Annotated in this window: 19 protein-coding genes, 1 tRNA gene, 1 other RNA gene and 4 pseudogenes; 8 read left to right on the top strand and 17 right to left on the bottom strand. The window is 66.5% G+C overall.

All coding sequences use genetic code 11. From position 1 onward, the window contains the following. Positions 1-307: 307 nt before the first annotated feature. The 3 genes from purD to ffs all read right to left on the bottom strand — a co-directional run bounded on the left by purD (position 308) and on the right by ffs (position 4,151). Entirely contained in the window at positions 308-1,561 is a 1,254-nt protein-coding gene (gene purD / locus ABZT04_RS41550; RefSeq protein WP_356064649.1) for a phosphoribosylamine--glycine ligase, read from the bottom strand. A 151-nt stretch (positions 1,562-1,712) separates the two neighbouring features. Next, positions 1,713-3,971, bottom strand: a complete 2,259-nt coding sequence (locus ABZT04_RS41545) for a DNA polymerase III subunit gamma and tau (RefSeq protein WP_356064647.1) — start codon at positions 3,969-3,971, stop codon at positions 1,713-1,715. Between the two features lie 81 nt (positions 3,972-4,052). Next, an RNA gene (ffs, locus tag ABZT04_RS41540) (signal recognition particle sRNA small type) lies at positions 4,053-4,151 on the bottom strand. 71 nt (positions 4,152-4,222) lie between these two features. Here ffs and ABZT04_RS41535 point away from each other — a divergent pair. After that, a tRNA-Ser gene (locus ABZT04_RS41535) sits at positions 4,223-4,310 on the top strand. Positions 4,311-4,385: 75 nt separating this feature from the next. Here the strand turns inward: ABZT04_RS41535 and ABZT04_RS41530 are convergent. The 11 genes and pseudogenes from ABZT04_RS41530 to ABZT04_RS41480 form a co-directional block, all read right to left on the bottom strand. Beyond that, complete coding sequence (locus ABZT04_RS41530; protein WP_356064644.1) at positions 4,386-5,657, bottom strand: tyrosine-type recombinase/integrase; 1,272 nt, start codon at positions 5,655-5,657, stop codon at positions 4,386-4,388. A 10-nt stretch (positions 5,658-5,667) separates the two neighbouring features. After that, entirely contained in the window at positions 5,668-5,901 is a 234-nt protein-coding gene (locus ABZT04_RS41525; protein ID WP_356064641.1) for an excisionase family DNA-binding protein, read from the bottom strand. After that, positions 5,894-7,195, bottom strand: coding sequence for a replication initiator (locus ABZT04_RS41520; RefSeq protein WP_356064698.1), 1,302 nt, complete (start codon positions 7,193-7,195; stop codon positions 5,894-5,896). Before ABZT04_RS41520 ends, ABZT04_RS41525 begins: the two co-directional genes overlap by 8 nt. Positions 7,196-7,347: 152 nt before the next feature. Next, a pseudogene (locus ABZT04_RS41515) lies at positions 7,348-7,598 on the bottom strand (SpdD protein). A gap of 25 nt (positions 7,599-7,623) precedes the next feature. Next, complete coding sequence (locus tag ABZT04_RS41510) at positions 7,624-7,818, bottom strand: hypothetical protein (protein WP_266770641.1); 195 nt, start codon at positions 7,816-7,818, stop codon at positions 7,624-7,626. 16 nt (positions 7,819-7,834) lie between these two features. Continuing rightward, positions 7,835-8,026: a mobile element transfer protein gene (locus tag ABZT04_RS41505; protein WP_356064637.1), complete on the bottom strand. Its 192-nt coding sequence runs from the start codon at positions 8,024-8,026 to the stop codon at positions 7,835-7,837. A gap of 184 nt (positions 8,027-8,210) precedes the next feature. Next, positions 8,211-8,848, bottom strand: a pseudogene (locus tag ABZT04_RS41500) (DUF2637 domain-containing protein). Positions 8,849-8,928: 80 nt separating this feature from the next. Beyond that, positions 8,929-10,310: pseudogene (locus ABZT04_RS41495) on the bottom strand (FtsK/SpoIIIE domain-containing protein). Beyond that, positions 10,310-10,666, bottom strand: a complete 357-nt coding sequence (locus ABZT04_RS41490) for a hypothetical protein (protein WP_356064634.1) — start codon at positions 10,664-10,666, stop codon at positions 10,310-10,312. Before ABZT04_RS41490 ends, ABZT04_RS41495 begins: the two are co-directional and overlap by 1 nt. A 171-nt stretch (positions 10,667-10,837) precedes the next feature. Next, on the bottom strand, positions 10,838-11,119 hold the full coding sequence (locus ABZT04_RS41485; protein ID WP_356064631.1) for a DUF3027 domain-containing protein: 282 nt from the start codon (positions 11,117-11,119) through the stop codon (positions 10,838-10,840). Between the two features lie 14 nt (positions 11,120-11,133). Continuing rightward, positions 11,134-11,922, bottom strand: a complete 789-nt coding sequence (locus ABZT04_RS41480; protein WP_356064628.1) for a GntR family transcriptional regulator — start codon at positions 11,920-11,922, stop codon at positions 11,134-11,136. Positions 11,923-12,032: 110 nt separating this feature from the next. Here ABZT04_RS41480 and ABZT04_RS41475 point away from each other — a divergent pair, with 110 nt between their 5' ends. Both ABZT04_RS41475 and ABZT04_RS41470 read left to right on the top strand, forming a co-directional pair. Then, complete coding sequence (locus ABZT04_RS41475) at positions 12,033-12,440, top strand: NUDIX domain-containing protein (protein ID WP_356064696.1); 408 nt, start codon at positions 12,033-12,035, stop codon at positions 12,438-12,440. Positions 12,441-12,486: 46 nt separating this feature from the next. Then, positions 12,487-12,915 carry an ATP-binding protein gene (locus tag ABZT04_RS41470; RefSeq protein WP_356064626.1) on the top strand — a complete coding sequence of 143 codons (429 nt, stop codon included), beginning with the start codon at positions 12,487-12,489 and terminating at the stop codon, positions 12,913-12,915. Here the strand turns inward: ABZT04_RS41470 and ABZT04_RS41465 are convergent. Further along, complete coding sequence (locus ABZT04_RS41465) at positions 12,881-13,189, bottom strand: hypothetical protein (protein ID WP_356064623.1); 309 nt, start codon at positions 13,187-13,189, stop codon at positions 12,881-12,883. The genes ABZT04_RS41470 and ABZT04_RS41465 overlap by 35 nt on opposite strands. Positions 13,190-13,566: 377 nt before the next feature. Here ABZT04_RS41465 and ABZT04_RS41460 point away from each other — a divergent pair, with 377 nt between their 5' ends. The 5 genes and pseudogenes from ABZT04_RS41460 (at position 13,567) to ABZT04_RS41440 (ending at position 20,268) form a co-directional block, all read left to right on the top strand. Beyond that, complete coding sequence (locus tag ABZT04_RS41460; RefSeq protein WP_356064621.1) at positions 13,567-15,828, top strand: tetratricopeptide repeat protein; 2,262 nt, start codon at positions 13,567-13,569, stop codon at positions 15,826-15,828. Positions 15,829-16,445: 617 nt separating this feature from the next. Then, positions 16,446-17,036 carry a toll/interleukin-1 receptor domain-containing protein gene (locus ABZT04_RS41455; protein WP_356064619.1) on the top strand — a complete coding sequence of 197 codons (591 nt, stop codon included), beginning with the start codon at positions 16,446-16,448 and terminating at the stop codon, positions 17,034-17,036. Continuing rightward, positions 17,033-17,176 (top strand): annotated as a pseudogene (locus ABZT04_RS41450) (AAA family ATPase); the annotation flags it as partial. The gene ABZT04_RS41455 and the pseudogene ABZT04_RS41450, both read left to right, overlap by 4 nt. Positions 17,177-17,317: 141 nt before the next feature. Beyond that, positions 17,318-19,561 (top strand): tetratricopeptide repeat protein, encoded by a 2,244-nt coding sequence (locus tag ABZT04_RS41445; RefSeq protein WP_356064694.1) that lies wholly within the window; start codon positions 17,318-17,320, stop codon positions 19,559-19,561. Between the two features lie 176 nt (positions 19,562-19,737). Then, positions 19,738-20,268, top strand: a complete 531-nt coding sequence (locus ABZT04_RS41440; RefSeq protein WP_356064616.1) for a hypothetical protein — start codon at positions 19,738-19,740, stop codon at positions 20,266-20,268. Positions 20,269-20,594: 326 nt separating this feature from the next. On the opposite strand, the gene ABZT04_RS41435 is transcribed toward ABZT04_RS41440, so the two are convergent. Together ABZT04_RS41435 and ABZT04_RS41430 are read right to left on the bottom strand one after the other, a co-directional pair. After that, positions 20,595-21,317: a hypothetical protein gene (locus ABZT04_RS41435; RefSeq protein ID WP_356064614.1), complete on the bottom strand. Its 723-nt coding sequence runs from the start codon at positions 21,315-21,317 to the stop codon at positions 20,595-20,597. Positions 21,318-22,202: 885 nt separating this feature from the next. Further along, entirely contained in the window at positions 22,203-22,532 is a 330-nt protein-coding gene (locus ABZT04_RS41430; RefSeq protein ID WP_356064611.1) for a hypothetical protein, read from the bottom strand. Between the last annotated feature and the right edge of the window lie 332 nt (positions 22,533-22,864).

The raw sequence follows: 22,864 nt of genomic DNA, 5'->3' as shown, positions 1-22,864 counted from the left end.
TCACGACCGGACCTCACCCCCTCCGTGGTGTCCCGCTCTGCTGGCGTTGCTCACTCCCCCACTGTGGCACCCACCACTGACATCGCAATGCCGGTGGGCCAAGTGCCGGAACGCTTGCGCCGCACCATAGTTGGGGCCCCGGCCCCCGTCAGCCGGATGGGGCATCGGTCACTCGATGGAATGGCTCAGGGGAAAGGTGGATGACAGAGAGCAAGGATCAGGCCCCGAATCATGAGACGGATTCGGGGCCCTGGGGGTTTATCGCGGCCTGGAGATACAGGTGGCCGACGGGTCGGCACCAGGGCGGCTACTCGCCCGCCGCCGCCTTCGCCGCGATGTCCGTACGGTGCTGGGAGCCGTCGAGCCGGACCCGGCTCAGGGCCGCGTACGCGCGCTCGCGGGCCTGGGTGAGGTCCTCGCCGGAGGCCGTGACGGACAGCACCCGGCCGCCCGCGCTGACGACGTCGTCGCCGTCGTACTTGGTCCCGGCGTGCAGCACGTACGCGTGCGGGGCGTCCTGCGCCGCCACCTCGTCGAGGCCGGTGATCGGGTCGCCGGTGCGCGGGGTGCCGGGGTAGTTGCGTGAGGCGATGACGACGGTGACCGCCGCGTCCTCGCTCCAGCGCAGGGGCGGCAGGTCGTCGAGGGTGCCGTTCGCCGCGGCGAGGAGGACGCCGGCCAGCGGGGTCTTCAGACGGGCCAGGACCACCTGGGTCTCGGGGTCGCCGAATCGGGCGTTGAACTCGATGACCCGCACACCGCGCGAGGTGATCGCGAGCCCGGCGTAGAGGAGCCCGGAGAACGGCGTACCGCGCCGCCGCAGCTCGTCCACGGTCGGCTGGAGGACGGTCTGAAGGACCTCCTCCACCAGTTTCGGATCGGCCCACGGCAGCGGGGAGTACGCGCCCATGCCACCGGTGTTCGGGCCCTCGTCGCCGTCCAGCGCGCGCTTGAAGTCCTGCGCGGGCTGGAGCGGTACAACGGTCACGCCGTCGGTGATCGCGAACAGGGACACCTCGGGACCGTCGAGGAACTCCTCGATGACCACGCGCTCACAAGCGTTGGCGTGCACCTTCGCCGCTTCGAGGTCGTCGGTGACGACGACACCCTTGCCGGCGGCCAGTCCGTCGTCCTTCACGACGTACGGCGCACCGAAGGCGTCGAGCGCCTCCTCGACCTCTTCCGGGGTCGTGCAGACGTACGAGCGGGCGGTCGGGACTCCGGCCGCCGCCATCACTTCCTTGGCGAAGGCCTTGGAGCCCTCCAGCTGCGCGGCCTCCCCGGAGGGGCCGAAGACCGGGATGCCCGCCTCGCGCACGGCGTCGGCGACCCCCGCGACAAGGGGTGCCTCCGGACCGACCACCACCAGCTCGGCGCCCAGCTCCGTGGCCAGCGCGGCTACGGCGGCGCCGTCGAGGGCGTCGACCTGGTGCAGCTCGGCGACCTCGGCGATGCCGGCGTTGCCGGGGGCGCAGTGCAGCGCGGTGACATCGGGGTCGAGGGACAGGGAACGGCACAGGGCGTGTTCGCGGGCGCCGGTACCGATGACGAGGACCTTCACGGGGGTCAGCCTAGGACACGGTGGGGGTGAGGTCGGTCGGCGCGGGTGGCGGGAGGGGGTCGGGGGCGGTCGGGGATGGTGTTACGGCTGAGGGTGAGCGCGGGCGCGGCCCGTCGCGAGGTGTCGCGCGGGGCATCGCGCGGGGCATCGCCTACTCGTTGGTGAACTCCTCCACCACCGTCGCTCCCAGCTCCCGCACGATCAGTTCGTGCCCGGAGAGGGCCGACTCGTCGAGGTCGGGGTCGTCGTCCTCGGGGGTGTCGTCCTCGGGGGCAGTGGGGTGGGGGGCGGGAGGTGGGGCCGGGGCGGCGGGAGGCTGTCCCTGCGTGGGCGCCGGCGCCGAGTGTGTGGGGGCGGATGGAGTGGTGGGGGTGGGTGGGGGTGTGGGCTGGGGGGATGCCGGGCGGGGTGCTGGCGTACCCGGGCCGGGGCCGCCGTAGCCACCGCCTCCGCCTCCGCCGTATGAGCCGCCGCCCGGCTGCGGGGGCGGGGTGCCGCCGCCCGACGGGTCGACGACCGCCTCGATCTTCCACTGGACGTTGAACTGCTCGGCCAGCGCCTGTCGCAGTACGTCCTCGCTGCCGCCGCTGTTGAAGGTGTCCCGCGCACCGGCGTTGACGAAGCCGATCTGGAGAGTCGTGCCGTCGAACCCGGTGACCTGCGCGTTCTGGCTGAGCAGGATCCAGGTGAAGCGGCGGCGGTTCTTCACCGCTTCCAGGATGTTCGGCCAGAGCGTGCGGGGGTCGGGGCCGCCGGTGGTCGGTGGTGGGCCGACGGGGGTGGGGGGCGGGCCTTGGGGTGCGGGGGCCTGCACGAGTGCAGGTGCTGACGCTGGTGCGTGCTGCGGGGTCGGGGGCTGTCCGCCGCCGGCCGGGGTTGCCGTGGGCCAGCCGCCGGGACGGCGACCGCTGCCCGCGGCTGTCGCGGTGGGCCAGGCGCCGGGGCCGGGGGCAGCGGGTTGTGGCTGGGGCTGGGGCTGTTGGGGTTCCTGGGGCTGGGTGTAGGCGGCGGGTGCAGGTGCCTGTTCCGGCGGCGCGCTCGGGCCGGGGGCCGGGGTGGTGCCGGGCGCCCCTGGACCTCGTACAGCAGCACGCGCGGCAGCGGCACCACCGCCCGGCGGAACGGGCGGAGCGGCGGGGACGTCTCCCCCGTAGGCCTGGGGCTGGGGTTGGGGTGGAGGCTGAATGTGGGAGTGGGCATCGGGTCCGGGGACGTATCCCATGGCGGGCGCCCCGCCTCCACCCGAGAAGTTGACGCCGCGCTCAAGTCGGTCGAGGCGGGCCATGACCGACTGCTCGTCGCCGTAGGCGGCGGGGAGCATCACTCGGGCGCAGATGAGTTCGAGTTGGAGGCGGGGGGAGGTGGTGCCGCGCATCTCGGTCAGGCCGGTGTTGACGAGGTCGGCGGCGCGGCTGAGTTCGGCCGCGCCGAAGGTGCCGGCCTGCGCCTGCATCCGTTCCAGGACGTCGGTGGGGGCGTCGATGAGGCCCTTGTCGAGGGCGTCGGGAACGGCGGCGAGGATCACCAGGTCGCGGAGGCGCTCCAGCAGGTCGGCGACGAAACGGCGCGGGTCGTTGCCACCCTCGATGATGCGGTCGACGACTTCGAAGGCGGCGGCGCCGTCACCGGTCGCGAAGGCCTCGACGACGGAGTCGAGGAGCGAACCGTCGGTGTAGCCGAGCAGCGAGGTGGCCATGGCGTAGGTCACACCGTCGGTGCTCGCGCCCGCGAGCAACTGGTCCATGACGGACATGGAGTCACGCACGGAACCGGCACCGGCGCGCACGACGAGCGGCAGCACACCGTCCTCGACCGGGATGTTCTCCTGCCCGCACACCTGGCCGAGGTACTCGCGCAGGGTGCTGGGAGGCACGAGCCGGAAGGGATAGTGATGGGTCCGCGACCGGATCGTCCCGATGACCTTCTCGGGCTCGGTGGTGGCGAAGATGAACTTGAGGTGCTCCGGCGGCTCTTCGACGACCTTGAGGAGCGCGTTGAAGCCCGCCGACGTGACCATGTGGGCCTCGTCGATGATGTAGATCTTGTACCGGCTGCTCGCGGGCCCGAAGAAGGCCTTCTCGCGCAGCTCACGGGCGTCGTCCACACCACCGTGCGACGCGGCGTCGATCTCGATGACGTCGATGGAACCGGGTCCGTTGCGCGCGAGGTCGCGGCAGGACAGACACTCGCCGCAGGGCGTCGGCGTAGGGCCCTTCTCGCAGTTCAGACAGCGGGCCAGGATGCGCGCGCTCGTGGTCTTCCCGCAGCCTCGCGGCCCGCTGAACAGGTACGCGTGATTGACCCGGTTGTTCCGCAGCGCCTGCTGCAACGGGTCGGTTACATGCTCCTGCCCGATGACCTCGGCGAACGACTCCGGGCGATAACGGCGGTACAGCGCGAGAGACGACACGCGTACGAGGTTATAGGCGCCCACTGACAACGGGGGCCGGTGGCGGTACTGGCACAGCGCGGACACCGGCAGACACCGGCATACGCAAGCGCCCCCCACGCACCCGCCAGAGCCAACCTACCCTTGCTGCCTTCCGGCCCTGGGGGAGTTCAGTCAGATAGCGCCGCGTGAGGGGCTCCGCACAGGCTACAGGATCTGAGCGGGGGGAACGAGTTCGCGAGCACTCCTCAACGTCTTGTATTGTTTGCGGCGGAGGATTCGCCTAGAGGCCTAGGGCGCACGCTTGGAAAGCGTGTTGGGGGCAACCCCTCACGAGTTCGAATCTCGTATCCTCCGCCAGTGCCTCACCGGGCACGATGTCGAAGGGCCCCGCTGTTCGCAGCGGGGCCCTTCGTCGTTGTCCGTGTTTCCGTCTCAGTTGTTTTTCTTGTCCGGTCGGGCCGTTTCGTTGTCCGCTCCGGTCGGCACCCAAAGAGCGTCGCCGACTTGCTGGGCAACCTTGCGGAGCATGGTCCCCGTCACGTGCATGTAGCGGGCGCGCATCCTGGCCGCTCCCCCGGGCTCCCAGCCCATGATCGGGTCGATCACGACATCAGGGACCCCGAGGATCAGGAGCACGGTCGCGGCGGTGTGGCGAGCGTCATGAAGACGGCCGTTCCGTACGCCCGCGTCCCGGAGAAGCCGCTTCCAGGTGTGGAAGTCGGTGTTGGGGCTGAGGGGACCGCCGATGGGTGAAGCGAACACGTAGCCCTTGCCCTCCCAGTCGGCACCGGCCGCGATCCGCTCCCGGTCCTGGGCTTCCTGGTGCTGGCGGAGAATCTTGATCAGCGGGTCGGGCAGGCCGATGGTGCGTCGGCCCGCGCGTGACTTGGTGGACTTGTGCTCACGGCGGGTCTGCTCCCGCTTGGGGCAGTAGCCAGCCTTCCGGCCGCACGGGTTGGCGCCGCAGCCGTGCGCGTACTTGGGACGGAGCCGGTTCTTACGAATGCGGACGTATCCCGAGGCGAGGTCGACGTCTTCCCAGTGCAGGCCGAGCGCCTCACCCTGCCGAAGGCCAAGCGCCAGGGCGACGACCCACCGCGCGCTGTTGCGGAGCTTGGCCGCCTCGACGAGCAGGCTCTGAACCTCCTCGATCGTGAACGGCTCGATGTCCTCCTCTTCGAGTCGCGGCGCCTTGGCGATCTCGGCCGCGTTGGTGGGCACGTGTCCGCGCCGTACTGCCTCGCTGAGGGCGGTACGGACCGTGCGGTGCACGTGGTGTGCGGTGCCGGCCGCGCTGCCGTTGCTCTGCATCCTTTGGTAGAAGCGCTCCAGGTGCTCGGGCTCCAGCCGATCGAGCCGGTGGGCGCCGATGCCCGGGACCAGGTGCACGCGGACGTCCACCTCGTATCCGGCGTACGTGTTCTCGGAGACGTACGGCTTGGCGATGTTCTCGACCCAGTGCTCAAGCCAGCCCTGGACGGTCCAGCCCTTGCCCGGCTTCCTGAGCTTCTTGTCGTCGCGGGCCCGCTCCAACTCGCGGACGGCCTTGGTCACTTCGGCTTTGGTCTTCCGCTCGACGTGACGGCGGTCAGGCTTGCCGTCATCACGGACGCCGACCGTCACTCGGCCGTGCCATTTGCCGTCCTTGCCGAGGTAGATGGACGAGGCGCCGTTGGGCTGGCGGGTGCGTTTCGTCTCTGTCATGGCGCCTCCCTCAGGCCGCTTCGGCGGGCTGGCGGCGGAGTTGGGTGACGTATGCGGGCAACGCCTCGGTGGGTACTCGGCGGAGTCGGCCGACCGTGACCGATTCAATCTCGCCCGCGAGCACGAGCTTGAAGCAGGTCGTACGGCCGATACGGAGGCGCCGGGCCGCTTCTTCGACGGTCAGCAGGACCAAGGACGGGTCGGCGAGGTCTGGGACAGCGGTCAGGACTCGCGGGTCAGCCACGGGTGGGTTCTCCTTCCGTGCCGGGGGCGGGGTCGAGGGATGCGGAGAGCCAGGCTTCGGTGGAGGAGAGGCCCGTTCCGGCAAAAGCCCAGTGAGCGAGGACGAACGTGGTGTTGGTGGAAGGGCCGTTGGCGGGTGTGGCTTGGGCGCGGCGCCAGTCGGCTCGGGCGGTGCGGAGGGCGCCGAGGGTGGTGGAGTAGCGGCGGGACTTGGTGGAGAAGTGGCCGCGGAAGCCGAGCATGTGGGCCCAGGCGCGGAGGCGGAGGTGTTCGAGGCTCTTTCGGGCGCCGAGGGTCCAGGCGGTTCGGATGAGGCGGCGGGCGTGGTCGCTGAGGTCGAGTTGGGCGAGTTCGGCAGCGAACTTGAGCGGGCGGTCGAGAGCTCCCGTCGCGGTTTCGGCGCCCTTGGTGGCGTACTTGGCGATGTAGGCGGCGACGGCTCGTTCGGTGAGTTCCTGGCCGTCGTTGAAATCGGCGGATCGGATGGTGCGGACGTCGAGTTGGCGGCCGAAGGTGAAGGTGTGGGTGCGGCGATCGATGGTCGGGCCGTCCACTTGTGCCTTGGTTGCGGCGGTGCGGATGGCGTCAGTCAGGAGGTCGGCCGTTGCCCAGGGCGGGGGTTGGGTGTCTCCGCCGGTGGGGCCGTCGATGCGGATGACGGCGTGGAAGTGGACGGCGCCGCGTTTCTGGTACTCGGCGACCTTGGCGAAGGACACGCGCGCGTGGTCGCGGAAGCGGCGTTGGGAGAGGCCTGCGCGCTTGGCGACTTCTCGGCGCAGGTAGGTGGAGAAGCGGCGCCAGAGGGGGCCGGTGTGTGCGTTCCAGAGGACGGCGGCTTCGTAGTCGTAGGTGTCGGGGTTGAGTGGGGTGCCGAGTTCGGTGTCGTCCTGGTCGTGGTGGGTGCCGCAGCGGCAGGGGCGGCCGTCGGTGCGGCGGTTGTGGACTGGGCCGAACCCGGGGGCCGTGAAGGTGGCGAAGACGCGGGGGTGGGTGGCGACGTGTTCGGGGGTGCCCTTGCCGCCGCGTAGGCCGGAGCTGATCAGGTGGAAGGTGTCGCGGCGGTAGACCTCGGCGCAGGCCTCGCAGCGGGTGGTGCGGCGGTTGTTGCAGCGGACGAGGAGTTGGCCGGCCGGGAGGGTCGACGAGTCGAGGTGGTGGAGGGCGGGGCCGATCTCGCCGGTTGTGGTGTCGACGTCGTACTCGGTGCGGTGGCCGTCGAGGCGGATGGGGTGGGTGCAGCCGCCGAGGCCGGAGAGTTGGCGGAGGATACCCGGGAGGGTGCCTTGCGCGGCCAGGTTCGCTAGTTCGGGGAGTGGGGCCGGGGTGGGGCGGGTGAAGATGGCTTGCTCCTTCTGGCTGGCTCGGTCAGGAGAGACGGGCCCCGGGGCGGCGAAATGCTTGGTCGTGTGCCGCCGCCCCGGAGGCCAGGGGTCGTTTCGGGGCTCGTTCAGCGCCGGTTGTGGTCGCGGTCGCGGAGCATCGAGCGCAGGACTACGGCCGCGATGGCTACGGAGATGGCCGTTACGGCGACGGCGGCCAGGAGCGCGGTGAGGACGACTCCGCCGCGACCAGGGCGACGACCGTGTTGCGGTCGATGGCGACCGGCGGGAGCGAGCGCCGTACGGGCATCGGGTCGGCCGGGGTGTGGGTGTGCGCGGGCGGCGGGGTCGGGTTGTCGGGGTACTTGGGCAGGAACACGGCGAACCCTCTCTCATCTACTCGTCTAGTTATGTGAGCCGTTTACGACGCCCACGCCGGAGCGCGTGCCGGACTCGATGGCGGGGGCGAGGAAGGTGTGCGAGAGCCAGAAGCCGAACAGGGCGATCAGGACGACGATCCAGGTTCGGACGCCGAGGAACTTGACCGCTCCCCAGGCGAAGAAGCCGAGCACGACGACGAGCGGCAGGCTGACGGTCACGGGGTGGAACTCCCTTTCAGCAGACGGGGCAGCGGTGGGTGTGGGCAGCCAACTCGGCAGCGGCGCGGCTGTCGTAGTCGTGCGAGGCACCGCAGCGCGGGGCGGTGCAGGCGGCGGTGTGCTTCTCGCGGCCCCTGTCGTCGTAGGACGTGGCGACCTGGACGGGGCCGATGCGGATGACGTTGCGGAAGCGGCGGTTGGCGGTCATCGTCAGTCCTCCTCTCGGCGGTTCGGGGCGGGGAACTCGGCGAGGATGCGGGCAGCTTGGGCAGGGTCCGAGGTCCGGTCGGCAGCTTCCTCGGCGAGGAGCCGGGCCAACGCCCACCGGCTCGGGCCATCTCTCGGGCCGCGTCGAGGTAGTCGGCGGCGGTGTTGAGGGTGAGGGGCACGGGTCAACTTCCTGTCGGTGTGAGGTGGGCGGCGATGGCTTCGGCCATGGGCGCGGGGACGCCGAGGCGGGCGCGGAGGGTCGGGGTGTCGATGGGAGTTCCGGTGCGGGTGTGGTGCTCGGCGGCGACCTTGCGGGCGTGCTCAACCAGGGCGGCCGGGACCGGCACGGCGGGGCGGTTGGGTGGTGCCTCAATGGCCGGTTGCGCAGGCATCTCAGGCGGGTGTTCGGGCGCTTCCTCCTGGACGTTGGCGAGCTCAATGTCCTTGGCTGTGGGGTCGTTGTGGTGTGGGCGAGGAGGGTGCCGCCGAGGAAGGCGACGGCGGGCCAGCCCGCGACGAGGATGCGCAGCCAGGCGGGGACGTCGCCGAGGTCGAGTAGGCCGGCGGTGGCGACGTTCGCGCCGAGGGATGCGGTCAGCGCGATGACGAACCAGCACCAGCCGGAGGCCTTCGCCTCGCCGGTCCGCAGTCGGCGCCAGGCGGCGACTAGCAGCAGGTCGACGCTGATGGGGTAGGCCCACGCTTTCCACCCGTCCTGTCCGGCCGCCGAGGCGATGTCGTGCAGGTGGGCGAAGGACAGGGCGGCAGCGATGAGCGCTTGGACGAGTACCGCGTCGACGCGGGCCAGTTGGGCGCGCATGATGCGGCTCCTTCCGGATTCGGGCATGGGAGGGGCAGGGACCTGGCGGAAGACGGTCACGCCAAACCGGTGCGGGAAGGTCAGTTGGTTGCCGGGCGCGGCTGGACGTTGGGGACCGGGGCCTTGACCGGTTGCGAGGGTGCGTACGGCTGGAAGCGCTTGAGCGCGGGCAGGTCGGGCACCAGGTGCGCGGAGTCGCGGCAGATTTCGGCAGCGTCGCCGAGGGAGAGGTAGGGGGTACGGATGCGGGACCAGCCGCCGGAGGTGTCGCCCGCGACGGCCAGGCCGGGGCGCTCGGGGGCGATGGCGCAGGCCACGCCGACAGCTTCGGGGGCGATGTCGCCCAAGGCCATCTTCGCGGAGGCTTCGTCGTTGACGCGGTGGCAGACGCGGCCGGTGAGCTGGGCGCGGAGCATGGTGGCCCCTTGCCGAGTTCGGCGCCGAAGCGCTGGCCGCAGACTTCAAGGTAGATCCCGGCGGCGCGGCCGAGTTGGGCGAGGCGGATGAGCTGGGTGACCATCTCGTCGCGGCGTTCCTCGTCTTTGCGGGTGGCGACGAGGAAGAGTTCGGCCACCTCGTCGACGAACAGCACGATCGGGACCGGGCGTTCGTTCTCGGGCAGGCCCCAGATGTCTGAAGTGATCTCCTCGTCGGGGGTGTTGGGGGCGATGCCCTGCCGGGACTTGATCAGGTCGTAGCGGTCCTCCATTTCGTCGATGAGTGCGGGGAGCAGGTCGGCTGCCTGGTCGGGGTCGGTGGCCTGGGCTGAGAGGCGGGATGCGAAGGGGGACAGTTCCACGCCGCGCTTGCAGTCGATGCCGACCAGGGCGACCGGCTGACGGGCGAGTCCGGCGACCAAGTGGCGCAGGTACATGGACTTGCCGGACAGGGTTGCACCGAGGGTGAGTTGGTGCGGAACGGTGCGGTAGTCCCGTACGAACGGGGTGGCGTCCTCCCTCAGAGCCACCGGCACCTTCAGGAGACCGGACGGGAGCTTGCGGGTACGCGGCATGCGGACCCGGCGCAGTACGTCGTAGCCGACGAGCCGGAGTTCGACGACACCGGGCTTGACGGTGGTGACGTAGACGGCGTGAACTCCCCATGCGTGGCGCAACCGTTCGGCGGAGGTGGCGACGTCTGCGGGTTCCTGGCCCGGGGCAAGCCGCAGCCGTATCCGCAAGCCGGTCGTGGTGGGTCGGATGATGCCCCGGCGGGGCGGTACGGGACGGATCTCGCGACGGGTGGTGGCCTTGACGGCGAGGACGCGAAGCCGGGACGGGGCGACGGTCAGGCCGCAGGCCTCCATGACCGAGCCGTACGAGCTGAGCAGCCGGGTCTTGGATATCGGCAGGCCGATCGTGGACCAGTACGCGGCCGGGTGCTTGGCCCGGGTATAGGCGGCCCCGCCACCGAGTGCGGCGAGGGGACCACCTACCTCCAGGAGCGTCGTCAGGTCGGACATCAGGCGGCAGCCCCCGCGGTGACCGGGTACGCGGCCGGAGTGACGGCGGCGGCGCGGAAGGCGATCCCGTGGCGCTGCTGCCCGTTGAACACGCTCTCCCAGGGTCGGGCGACGAGGCCCGGGAGCGAGACCGGAGCTCCGAGAGCCAGCCCCTCGGACACACCACCCTCGGGAACGGTGACCTTGATGAGGGACGACTCGCCCTCCTCGATGTAGACGACGCCGAGCGTCATCAACGCCTCGCCGCTGACGGCGTCCTTGGCGATCTCGCCGGTCTGACGGTCGCGGACCTTCGGCTCTGGGGCCTCGGTCAGCAGGATCGTGGCGGCGGTGGTCTCAACACGGATGGTACGCAAGGAAGTTTCCCCATCTACTCGTCTATACGTGTAGCGATCCGAGAACCCGATCTCCGGGTTCGTGCGGACCACCCTGCCACGCAACTTGCCCACTCGTCTATACGAGTATGCACGTTGAGATGTACGAGTTCGGAGAAGCGTCCCCACGTACCAGCCAAGACCGACACGAACTCACCCGAAGGAACCGTCCGTTCGGAGGGCGAACAGCTCGCAACCGTCATGCTCGAAGCGTGCTCGTCCGTCGAACACCGAGTCAGAGCGGGTGCAGACCCCCCAGTCCCGCCCCAACTCCCCACTCAGCGCGACCCAGAACCGGCAGCCACCGCACTGCTCGTCGAACCAGTCATCCCGGTAACCGGGCTGATCGGTGGGCCTGTTCCGCGCCGGCAACCAGCGCTCGTGACAGGCATCGTTGTGTTCGCGGTCGTCGCCTGTCCAAGGCTCGCCCGGCATCGGGTGATCCCCGCTCACGTGGCCGGGAGCTGATAGGAGAGGACGTACGCGTCCGCCGCCATGACTGTGTCGCAGACCTCCACGGCCCGCCCTTCGGTGTCGTAGGCGGTGCGGATGAGGTGAATCACGGGCACACCGGAAGCCAACCGGAGCGTCTTCACTTCTGTGGGCGAGGGCATGCGAGCGCGGATCTCTTCCTCGAAGTGGTCGAGGTGGTGGCCGAGTTCTTCGAGACGGGCGTAGATGCCGCCGGGGCCGGGGTTGGGTTCGGCGATCTGCGTGCCGCGCGCGACGTCGAGGGGGAGGTAGGAGGTGGCGAACTCGACCGGCTTCCCGTCGAGGAGATACCGACGTCGGCGGGCGAGCACACGCCGTACGGAACCGAGCCGGGTGGAGATGTCCTGGCTGGCCTTCTCCTCCTTGACCTCCAGACTGTCGACCTGGGGATGGCTGCCGGCCGCGTCCGCCTCCACGATGAACGCCGACTTGCCCTGCTCACGATGGCGGCGGGCGAAGCGGTCGGAGGCAAGACGCCGTACAGGAGGCCGGGGCCGCACAAAGACGCCCTTGCCGTGCTCGGCATGCACGAGCCCTTCGCCCTGGAGGACGGAGAAGGAGTTGCGGACGGTCATCCGGGAAACCCCGTAGTGCTCGACGAGATCAGCCTCCGAGGGCAGCTTCTCGCCCTCCTTGAACCGCCCACGGTCGATGGCCTCGCGCAGTTGGTCGGCGATCTGCCGGAAGACCGCACGATCACTCGTGGGGTCGAGATCGCCGAGCAAGCCGGAACGGAGAGGGCTCACGTTGAGTACTCCTTTAGGTATCTAGACGAGTGGGCGAGTGTTGTTGCTACGGTGGAGAGCCTAGCCAGCCGGGAGGGCCGAGGAACGTGAGCACTGACCGTCCGCACTCCGTGAGCGTCGCCGGAGTCATCGTCGACGACCACGGCCGCGCCCTCCTGATCAAGCGTCGCGACAACGGCAAGTGGGAGCCCCCGGGCGGCGTCCTCGAACGCGAGGAGACCATCCCCGAGGCCCTCCAGCGCGAAGTCCTCGAAGAAACCGGCATCAAGATCGCCCTTCCGGTGACCCTCACCGGCGTCTACAAGAACATGACCGGGCTGATCGTCTCCCTGGTCTTCCGCTGCCAGGCCGCCGACGGCACACCCACCACCGGGGACGAGACCCGCGCACTGCGCTGGGCCACCCGCGAAGAAGTCACCGAACTCGCCGACGAGGCCTACGCGATCCGAGTCACCGATGCACTCGACGCGATGTTCCCGCCGGCCATCCGCGCCCACGACGGCGTGAAACTCGTCTAGCCCGAACCCGCTGCACATGGCGGCCTACCAGCACGAAGGAACTTGTATGCACGAGTATACGAGCACTGCGGGGGTCTGGGGGCTCACTTGCCCAGGTTTCCCCGAAGAGGTCAGCAGGGCGCGGCGCTGGACGCGGGACATCCTGCGCGGCTCACCGTTGGCCGAGGACGCGGAACTGATCGTGAGCGAGCTGAGCGCGAACGCGATCCTCCACACGGCCAGCGGGCGGGACGCGGGCAGCTTCCACCTGGCGCTTGCGGTGTCGTCGCAGGTGGTGGCGCTGTCGGTGACGGATGGCGGAGGTGCCAGCACGGCGCCGAAGGTCGAGCACCGCGACCAGGAGGCCGAGCACGGACGGGGGCTGGGGATGGTCAGCGCCATCGCGCACCGGGTCGTAGTCCACGACAGCGACGGCGGTCACACGGTCACCGCGGAACTCTTCACGGACGTACGACGGGGAGCGCACCCATGCTGAGGATCACGACCAGGAGCGGGTTCTGGTGCGAGTGCTGGACGGAAGGGATGGATGAGCGGTTGCCGCCGACCCTGTTCGGCTCCTGCGACGCGTACTCGGAGCGCGAGGCGGACAGTTGGGTGTCGACGATCCTCCGCGCCATCTCACCTGCCCTCGACACGGACGCGTCCCAAGAAGCATGGACACGGCTCAACGACCACCGCATCGACACGAGACGAGCCCTCTTGCGCAGGGAACCTTGGACGGTGTCCGTCAGCCACGTCACCATGCGCATCACATGGACAGTCCGGCCAGCACTCTTCCTGCCCATGGCACACCGTCAGGGCACAGAACTGCCCTCGTGCGCCTACGACTTCAAATCTCACGTCGCTGATACGTAGTTTCAATGGAAAGTTGACTGCTGTCGCAAAGCGATATGTAACGTCGTGAATCAACACTCGCCCATAACCAGTACGTGCCGGAGCCGTCGATCCTCTTGCGCGGACAGGCATCCGCCCGCTATCCCGGTTCCGGGGGTGCGCGCTGATGAGAACGGGCGGGTGGCGGAACAGTCGGCTACTGCTGATCACGGCTGGGTTGGCGGTGATGGCGACTGCACCAGCTCTGTTGGCTACGTTCAAGGTCACGAACCAGTGGGCAGTCGGTGCCGCCGTGGCCAGCACGGCCGTACTGGTGGTGTTGGCCGGCGTGTGGCAGGAGCGCTACCAGCTCGCCGCGCAGCAACGAGACGAACGAGCCCTCAAAATCGAGAACGGCTGTCTGGTGTTGCCTAACGGCCGACTGCCGAGGGCAGCGCAGGCGACGGATCCGCTTCGGTTGGGCGTGCACCCCGCCCCCACCAACGTCGTCGAGCCACCAGAGCACGTTGCAGCAACAGCAAGTGAACGCGTTCCGGTGTACGTGCCGCGTGACATCGACGAAGAGTTACGTGAGCGCCTGGCACGGGGTGGGTTTGTGTTGCTGGTGGGGGATTCCACTGCGGGGAAGTCCCGTGCTGCTTACGAGGCGATGATTGCCACGTTGCCGGATCACGTACTGATCGTGCCGCAGGACCGCGCCTCGCTACCAGCAGCACTGGCCCAGGCGGCCGAGGAGCGGGAATGTGTCCTGTGGCTGAGTGACCTGGAACGATACTTGGGCACTGACGGGCTGACGCGAACTAACATCGCACGAATACTTGGGGGAAACCGCCACCATCGGGTCATCCTTGCGAGTTTGCGAGCTGCTGAGCAAGCGCGACTCACCGACGCCCTGGCTGGCCAGGGCGAGGCCGAGCGGCTGGCCTACCACGAGGCCCGGGACGTCTTGGAGCAGGCGCATCAACTGCGCGTCCAACGGATATTCAGCCCAGCCGAGCGGCAGCGGGCCCGAACGCGTGACTGGGATCCTCGGATCGCCGACGCCCTCGACCATGCCGACACATACGGCATCGCCGAATACCTCGCCGCCGGGCCCGATCTGCTACGCGACTGGCAGGACGCCTGGAGCCCTAACACGGACCCCACAGCGCCGACGCACCCACGGGCTGCTGCGCTCATTGCTGCTGCCGTAGACATTCGCCGAGCCGGCCACACCTCACCTCTGCCACGAAGCCTGCTAGAAGCCACCCACGAGCATTACCTTGACCAACGGGGAGGTCGTCGCCTTCAGCCTGAGACGTTGGAGACGGCATGGGCATGGGCCACTCGACCACAGCGGGCCACCACAACCTCGCTCTTGCAGCCCGAAAGCGACACTCACGTCCAAGTCTTCGACTACCTAACCGACACCGTTCAAGGCCAAAGCGCTCCCGGCGATCACGTACCTGAGCCCGTCATTCAAGCCGTGCTTGCCAACTGCACACCACAAGACGCCGATGGAGTCGCCGCAGCAGCGTTCGCCCATGGGCGCTACCAGCTCGCGCAGATCAGTTGGCAGTCATCCCTTGATACAAGAAGAACAACGTTGGGTGCGGAACATCCAGACATCCTCAGCAACCGCAATGACCTTGCCGTCGTACTGGGATTTCTGGGACAGCTAGAGGAGGCGGAGGCCGAACACCGGGCTGTACTGGAGACCCGCACTCGCGTGCTAGGTCCCGAACACTCAAGCACCCTGGCCAGCCGCAACAACCACGCCTTCGCACTCCGGGCTCTGGGCCGGCTGGAAGAAGCGGAGGCCGAACACCGCGCGGAACTTGACATCTCCATTCGTGTGCTAGGTCCCGAACATCCAGACACCCTGGCCAGCCGCAACAACCACGCCATGGTCCTGCGGGCCCTAGGGCGGTTGGAGGAGGCAGAAACGGAGTACCAAGCCGTACTGGACACCTGCACTCGCGTACTAGGCCCAGAACACCCAGACACCCTGGCCAGCCGCAACAACCACGCTCTCGCGCTCCAGGTTCTAGGGCAGTTGGCGAAGGCGGAGGCGGAACATCGCACCGTACTGAACATCCGCACTCGCGTACTCGGTCACGAACACCCAGACACCCTGGCCAACCGTGACCACCACGCCATGGTCCTGCGGGCCCTAGGGCGGTTGGAGGAGGCAGAAACGGAGTACCAAGCCGTACTGGACACCTGCACTCGCGTACTAGGCCCAGAACACCCAGACACCCTGGCCAGCCGCAACAACCACGCCGTCGTGATGCGGGACCTGGGGCACTTGGAAGAAGCGGAGGCCGAACATCGCACCGTATTGAACATCTGCACTCGAGTGCTGGGTCCAGAACATCCAAACACCTTGGCCAGCCGCAACCACCACGCCATGGAGTTGCAGGATCTAGGGCGGCTAGAGGAAGCGGAGGCTGAACACCGCGCTCTACTCGAGATCCGCACTCGCGTGCTGGGCCCCGAACACCCAGACACCCTGGCCAGCCGTGACAACCACGCTCTCACCGTGACCCAGTTGAGGTGCCAGCGCGATCCGTAGTTGGCACCCATTCGCCTGACGTCAGCGCGTCAAGCATCAAACGAAGTAGGACAACCCCATGCGTCCGCCTGAGTTACAACTTTCTCTACTGGTTCAAGGCGGCTCGCTCCGCTCCCCGCGCGCGGCCCGGGCGCCGGCCGGGCCTGCGCTCCTGTCTCCGCCCCGCTCCAGCCCGGCCGGCGCCCGGGCCGCGCGCACAGCAATCAGCCACCTGGCGTGAGAGACGGAGTACATCGCGGCTGGGGCGGTCGGCTCCACGGCTTTCACGGAGCCACTTTGGCGCGAGCCTCGAAGATCATGGCCGCAACGTCGTGCTTTACCGGTCACGTCCAAGAACTGCCCGACCCGCCGGAAGCTTAAGGGGACATGATCACTCGCGCCAAAAGCAGCGCCACCCCAAAGCCGCTCCACCGACCTTCTCCGTGGGCTGCCAAGCACCACAGTGGCACATCAGTTTCAGACTGCTCCAACGTGACTCAGGACCGTTGCCAGAGAGGAAGGCAGGTCGGCGCTGGCCAAGGGTACGCTGACGCGTCAGTGGGAGCCGTTTCGCCACGCGCCTGACGAATGCACCTGACCTAAACTGGGGTAGCTCGACGGAGAAACGGAAGGGCAACGTGGTGGATTACGAATGGGACGTATTCATTAGCTACTGCCATAGCGGGCACGTAAAGGGCTGGGTGATTAACCATTTCCGCCACGAACTTAAGCTATCCCTGGAAGACGAGCTCCCTCAAGATCCGCGCATCTTCATCGACCTTGAAATACAGGTCGGCTCGCAATGGCCAGATAGGCTTGCTGACGCACTCTCTAAGAGCAGATGCTTGGTGCCAATCTGGTCGCCTCCCTATTTCCGCTCAGAATGGTGCATGGCCGAGTGGGTCAGTATGCGCAGACGTGAAGCGCTTATGCGAAATGCGAACAATCAGCCGCCCGTCTTAATCTTTCCGATCATCTTTTCGGATGGCGACCACTTCCCCGAGGAAGCCAAGAACACTCAATACTTTCGCAACTTGAGTGAGTACGGATACGATGGAGAACAATTTCGAGACACTCCAGATTATCTTGCCTTTCAGAAAGAGATGAGGAACGTCGCAAAGACTATCGCCGAAGGCCTCCAGCATTCTCCGGAATGGCAAGAAGGTTGGCCAATCGAACGCCCGACAAAACTTCCAACGCGCCCGACTAGCCGTTTGCCGAGGTTGTGATTAAAGTGCCCAACGGCCAGATTGTGACGTTCTACTCTTACAAGGGTGGCGTCGGGCGGAGCTTCCTACTCTCAAACGTGGCGACTCTACTCGCGCAGTGGGGGTACAGGGTCCTCTGCATCGACTGGGATCTTGAAGCTCCCGGACTTCATTACTATTTTCAACCATACATGGGAGTGCCGCAGTCAGGTCTGGTCGATATGGTACTAAGCGTTCGCGACCAACGACCAGTTGGCGCGCTGGATCACGTGACTCCGGTCACCTTTCCAGGTTCCGTAAGCATGGATCTTATTACGGCTGGCGGAAGGAATCCGGATTACGTCGCACGTGTCCAGAGTATCGACTGGGACCACCTCTACTCGGATGCAGATTTCGGTAACATCCTCGAAGAGTGGAGGCAAATTTGGATAAATTCTTACGATATCATTCTCGTGGATAGCAGAACCGGCATTTCGGATTCGGGCGGTATCTGCACTTCTCAGCTACCTCATGTTCTCGCCTATGCGTTTACGGCAAACCAGCAGAACCTAGATGGCGTGCTGGACGTCGTAACCAGAGCGGCTAAAGCCCGCAATCGCCTACCGTACGACCGGTCTCGCCTCCTGACACTTCCGCTGCTTTGCCGATTCGACATGAGCGAAGAATACGAACGTGCCGCGGAATGGCGAGAGAAGCTAAACGCAGAGCTTAGGTCTAGCTATAGCGCATGGGTGCCAGAGAGTTCGGACACTGACCGTGTAATTGACAATTGCACCGTCCCTTATTCGGCCTATTGGTCCTTCGGTGAAGAATTGCCAGTGGTTTCGGAAGATATTCGAAACCCTCGACTCATTAGCTATAGCATTGCCTCGATTGCTGCATTGCTTGCTCGCAAAATGGAAGATGTTGCACTCTTCACTGAAAGTCGCGACGCTTACGTAGATAGCGCGATTAGGGCTGGTCGACGCGGCGGTGAATATCGGCACGAAGTCTTCATCAGTAGTGCGCCCAACATGATGCGCGAGGCCAAGAATCTGTCCAGGCTACTGACAACTGAAGGGATCTCTACCTTCTTCCGCGGGGAAGAGACTCCGCCTGGATATAGCAATGCCCGGGGTAAGCTCATGCGTTCCGCTATTGACACCTCTCAGCATCTCGTCTTCCTGGTTCGAGATGGCATGAAATCCGCTCAGCGCGAAGATCTGAACTATTTTATCCGGCAGACATTGGACGAACAGTCAGACAGAAAGGTATTTCCTGTTGTTGCATCACGGGACGCTTTGCTGAGTTTGCCATCTATTGTTAAGGGTGTAACGGCATACAGCCTCTCGGATAGCTCCCTGGCCAATATTGCACGAATGATCAAGGTTGAGATTTCAGGTGACAGGTCGTTCAGTAATTCTGCGGCACATCACCAACTGGGCATCGCCGCACAGAACCAGGGGGACTTGGCAGCAGCTGAACGACATTTCCGCAATGCCCTTGCCATTGATGAGCAACTCAATGACCGCTTCGGCGTAGCCACCAGCCACCGGCAGCTCGGCATTGTCGCCCAGTTGCAGGGGCGGCTGGAGGAGGCCGAGGACTGGTACCGCCAATCCCTCACCATCGAAGAAGAACTCGGCGACCGTCCCGGCATAGCCATCAGTTACCACCAACTCGGCTTGATCGCCCAGGGCCGAGGGGACCTGGACGACGCCGAAAACTGGTACCGCCAATCCCTCACCATCAACGAAGAACTGGGCGACCGCTCCGGCATGGCCCGCTCCCACCGACAGCTCGGCTTGATCGCCCAGTTGCGGGGGCGGCTGGAGGAGGCCGAGGACTGGTACCGCCAATCCCTCACCGTCAACGAAGAACTCGGCAACCGTCCCGGCACGGCCATCAGTTACCACCAACTCGGCTTGATCGCCCAGGGCCGAGGACACCTGGACGACGCCGAAAACTGGTACCGCCAATCCCTCACCATCAACGAAGAACTCGGCGACCGTCCCGGCACGGCCATCAGTTACCACCAACTCGGCTTGATCGCCCAGGGCCGAGGGGACCTGGACGACGCCGAAAACTGGTACCGCCAATCCCTCACCATCAACGAAGAACTGGGCGACCGCTCCGGCATGGCCCGCTCCTACCGACAGCTCGGCTTGATCGCCCAGTTGCGGGGGCGGCTGGAGGAGGCCGAGGACTGGTATCGCCAATCCCTCACCATCGAAGAAGAACTGGGCAACCGCTCCGGCACCTACAACAGCTATGGCCAGTTGGGCGTGCTCCGTACTGAGCAGCAACGCCCCGCCGACGGCGTGCCGTACACGTTGCGCGCACTGGCAATTGCACTGGAGATCGGAAGGCCACCCGACGCGAGCCTGTACTGGCTTGGTCGGCAGAGGACGCTTCTCGGCGTCGACACCTTCCGATCCATCCTTGATGACCTGCTGCCGAACGATGAAGCCCTGTCGGTCATGAACGCCACGCAGCCCCAGGATGAACCCGCGTCAGACGACGACTCGACCGGCTCAAGCAACCCCACCAGCACAGACCAGGCGTAACCGCATCGCTGTACTTCACCAGAGGATCCGTTGATCATTTTGGACTCAACAGTCGAGGATCGACCACGCTGCGCCATCCCGTGCCTGCCAAACTCCGCGGGGTGATCTTTCCTCCGGTAGCGTGAACCGCTGAGACCGAGGACGAGACATTCCGTGAGTAGCCAAGGGGACTGGTCATGGTGCGTGCGCCCAAGAGCGTGGACGTGAAACTGAACCTGCACGTGCTGGAGATCTCTGGCACTTGGGTACCCAACGACGCCGAACGACGCGCAGCCTGGGAAGTCTACGTAGAACTGGTCACTCGGGTCTCCGTCGTCCCCCTGCGCACTGACGAGGGCCTCATGCGGGAAGCACTCAGCAGCCTGTACTCCCTGTTTGCCACGACCCGCGACGTCCTGCGCCAGCACGGCCCCGAAGTGGCCGAACCCAAGCGCAACGGACAGTGCAACTTCGGTTACCTCGCCGTCGCCATGCTCAACTTCGGCATCCGGCCCCTGCTCGCCCGCTGGCACCCGGCACTGGAGGACTGGGAGAATCAGCGCCCCGCCGACCGCTCACGTCGCGACCATGAACAACTCTGGCCCCATGCCGACGACCTCCGCACGGCCCTCAATGACGCCCGCCGCATCCTCACCGCCTACGCCGACCTCCTCGCCAGCGCCTGCGGCGTCCCCAACCTCCTGCATGCCGTACCCACCAGCGACTGACCTATCGGGCTTGACGGCCGGCCGTCCGCAAGGCCGAAGGCAGCGTGTCGAATGCGTGTCGAGGTTGGCAGGCACAGTATGGCCAAGCCGTACGACTGCCCAGATCAGCGATCAACTGCGGGCGAACGGGCTGTGCGCCCTCTAAGGAGGCGCATCCCGGGTCTAACTGTGTGACAACGCCGACGGACAGCGGCGGACGAGTACAAACGTCTGCGGACCGTCGGCGCAGGTGAGGAGCACACCAACCCAAGGTCAAACCCCCACCCAAGTTGCTTCGGGACGAAGAGGTCATCGCTCAAGGTCTCACCCCCACGCTTCAACCTGTTCTAGAGCTCCGCGTCCCAGCGCGCTCGCAGGGACGCGCCGCCAGCAAGGCTGTCGTCGAGGAACCCAGACAACTCTTGGAGAGCGTCCAAGGCGCGCTGGAGGTTGGGGCGGCGCTCACCGTTGGCGATGGCGATGTGGAACCAGATGAGGGGGTCTGCCCACACCCTCCGATCCGGTTGCGAAAGTAGGTCGCAAAATTCTCTGTAGCTCCTGAGTCGTCCTTCGGGTTCAAGGATGACGTCGGTGCCGATACTTGACTGTGTCGCGTAGTAGACGTCACAGGCGGCGAAAGCTACATGAACCTTCAGTACCAGGGCGGACAGTCTTGTGTCGTCCTTTCCCGGCAGGCGCAGGAACGGTATGTCGTGACGGGTGCGAGTCATCTGGGCGAACAGGCAGGAAGTCATCCAGATGCTAGAAACCAGCGCGACGCCCGTTCCGGCGAACCAAGCAGGGCTCTTGCCATCGACGTCCTGTGGTTCGTTGAGAACCTGAGCCGGTCGGTAGAAGCCGTACCGGTCGACAGAGTTGGCGTAGAGCGAGAGCCGGTGATGTGCTTCAGCGGTGTGCCACCTGAGGGGGTTGAGGTATGAGATGTTCTGAGTCTCGCGTTGAGTGCGTTTATTATCTCGCCGTTGCTGACGGCTGGTCAGCCACACGAGACCCATGGAGATGGCGCCTGAGGTGAAGGCCGAGACCATCGTCACCGAGAGGGTGTCCACGCAACTGTCTCCTTCATCCGCGCCCATACAGCAGCCCGAAAAAGCTGAAAGGTGCTACCGGGACGCCGCCCGTCGAGGTCGTGGCCTGCTGAGGAAAACTGGCAACCTTAGCCGCCCACGGTCATGCCCTTAGGCCCACACCACAACCGCACCAGATCCAGCGGGGAAACACGGTGAACAACCGAGCCCGGCGAGGTCACTGTTCAACCGTTCGCCCAGGTCACCGCCCATACCAGCCGCAAATGCCCGCAGCTTCCCAAGATGAGAGTGCGAGTTCGATTCTCGTCACCTGCTCCACATGAAGCCCCTAGGTCGACGTCCCGGCGGCGGAGGTCAGCCGGTTCTACCCCTGCTGCGCCGATGCCCACCCACATGGGGACAGGCCCGGTGGCATGAGTCGAGCACCCGGTCTATGCGGCTCGCACTCACAGACGATGCCTCCGGCGGGGGATCGGCCGGCACCGGGGGGGGGAAGGGGTACCGCTCCCGACTGACGGTCCGTCGTGGCGTGGGGTGCTCCCATCCCGTCCACCGCCGACCCAGGCAGAGCCGAGCAGACGCGGCCCAGGGGCGTCAAGGTCGTTCGTACAGTGGCGCGCTCCACCTTGACGCCCCTGAACCACGCCCGCTCCACGGTGTGTGGGTCGACGGCGGACGGGATGGGAGCCAGGCGGTGAGGTGTCCCGCTGTCACCGGGTGGCCTTTACCCCAGAACGCGTTTCGCGTTGGACGTCCTCCGAGAGGCCCTCGAACCGATCGCCATCCCCGGCCGACGGCCTGAGTCCCTGCGCGAGTTCGTCCAGGACCACCACCTCGTGGGCGTGCAACACCGGTTGCCTCCCGATTCAGTGCAAGCCGACGGTACGCTCACCCATTCCTTGCTGTTCAGCGCGAAGGCGTGAAACCGAGGGACTGAACGAGGTGGAACGCGGAGCCCGAAGCCGTCGGAATCCACCCCTCACGCAGGGCATGCCGAACAGCCTCAGCGACACCGGACGGCAGCACCGGCTCAGCCTCGCGTCCGATCCAGTTGCCCGGATGCGGCTGGTCAGTGGTGACCACGAGCGTCGTCCCCGGGCTGTCCGCATGCTCGACCGCGAACGAGCACGGTGACCAGGCCAGGCCCTGGAAGTACGTCGGCCTGCCTCGCAGCCGCCAGCGATAGACCGTGCCGTCGACGACGATCCGTCGTGATCCCCTGCGGACCAGTGCCATGGCGCCCCCTTCAACAGCGACGATGCTAGCGAGCCCGGCCCCGCCGTCCGTCTCAGTTTCCGTCTCATTCAACGCCGTTCACGGCCGTTCAGACGAGACCAGGGCCGGTACCCGCTCTCACGACCGGCCGTCCATGAACGCAGGTGAACGGCCCCGTACGAACCCCTCTGGACCACCACCACAGTTGGAAAGCGTGTTGGGGGCAACCCCTCACGAGTTCGAATCTCGTATCCTCCGCCAGTGCCCCCAGCCAGTTCAGCAGGCGGCCCAGCATCTGCTGCATGAACGGGGTCAGCGCGTGGACCTCGTCCACGATGACGGTCCGCCCGGAC

It is taken from the genome of Streptomyces sp. NPDC005492 (assembly GCF_040605995.1).
Classification (GTDB): domain Bacteria; phylum Actinomycetota; class Actinomycetes; order Streptomycetales; family Streptomycetaceae; genus Streptomyces.
This window is presented reverse-complemented; position numbering and strand designations above follow the sequence as displayed.

Excerpts from the sequence above, each read along its gene's own strand:
- ABZT04_RS41440 (WP_356064616.1), top strand. The coding sequence starts at position 19,738 with ATGGTGCGTGCGCCCAAGAGCGTGGACGTGAAACTGAACCTGCACGTG.
- ABZT04_RS41445 (WP_356064694.1), top strand. The coding sequence starts at position 17,318 with ATGGATCTTATTACGGCTGGCGGAAGGAATCCGGATTACGTCGCACGT.
- ABZT04_RS41505 (WP_356064637.1), bottom strand. The coding sequence starts at position 8,026 with ATGACCGCCAACCGCCGCTTCCGCAACGTCATCCGCATCGGCCCCGTC.
- ABZT04_RS41430 (WP_356064611.1), bottom strand. The coding sequence starts at position 22,532 with ATGGCACTGGTCCGCAGGGGATCACGACGGATCGTCGTCGACGGCACG.
- ABZT04_RS41485 (WP_356064631.1), bottom strand. The coding sequence starts at position 11,119 with ATGCCGGGCGAGCCTTGGACAGGCGACGACCGCGAACACAACGATGCC.
- ABZT04_RS41530 (WP_356064644.1), bottom strand. The coding sequence starts at position 5,657 with ATGACAGAGACGAAACGCACCCGCCAGCCCAACGGCGCCTCGTCCATC.
- ABZT04_RS41465 (WP_356064623.1), bottom strand. The coding sequence starts at position 13,189 with ATGCGCATGGTGACGTGGCTGACGGACACCGTCCAAGGTTCCCTGCGC.
- ABZT04_RS41470 (WP_356064626.1), top strand. The coding sequence starts at position 12,487 with ATGCACGAGTATACGAGCACTGCGGGGGTCTGGGGGCTCACTTGCCCA.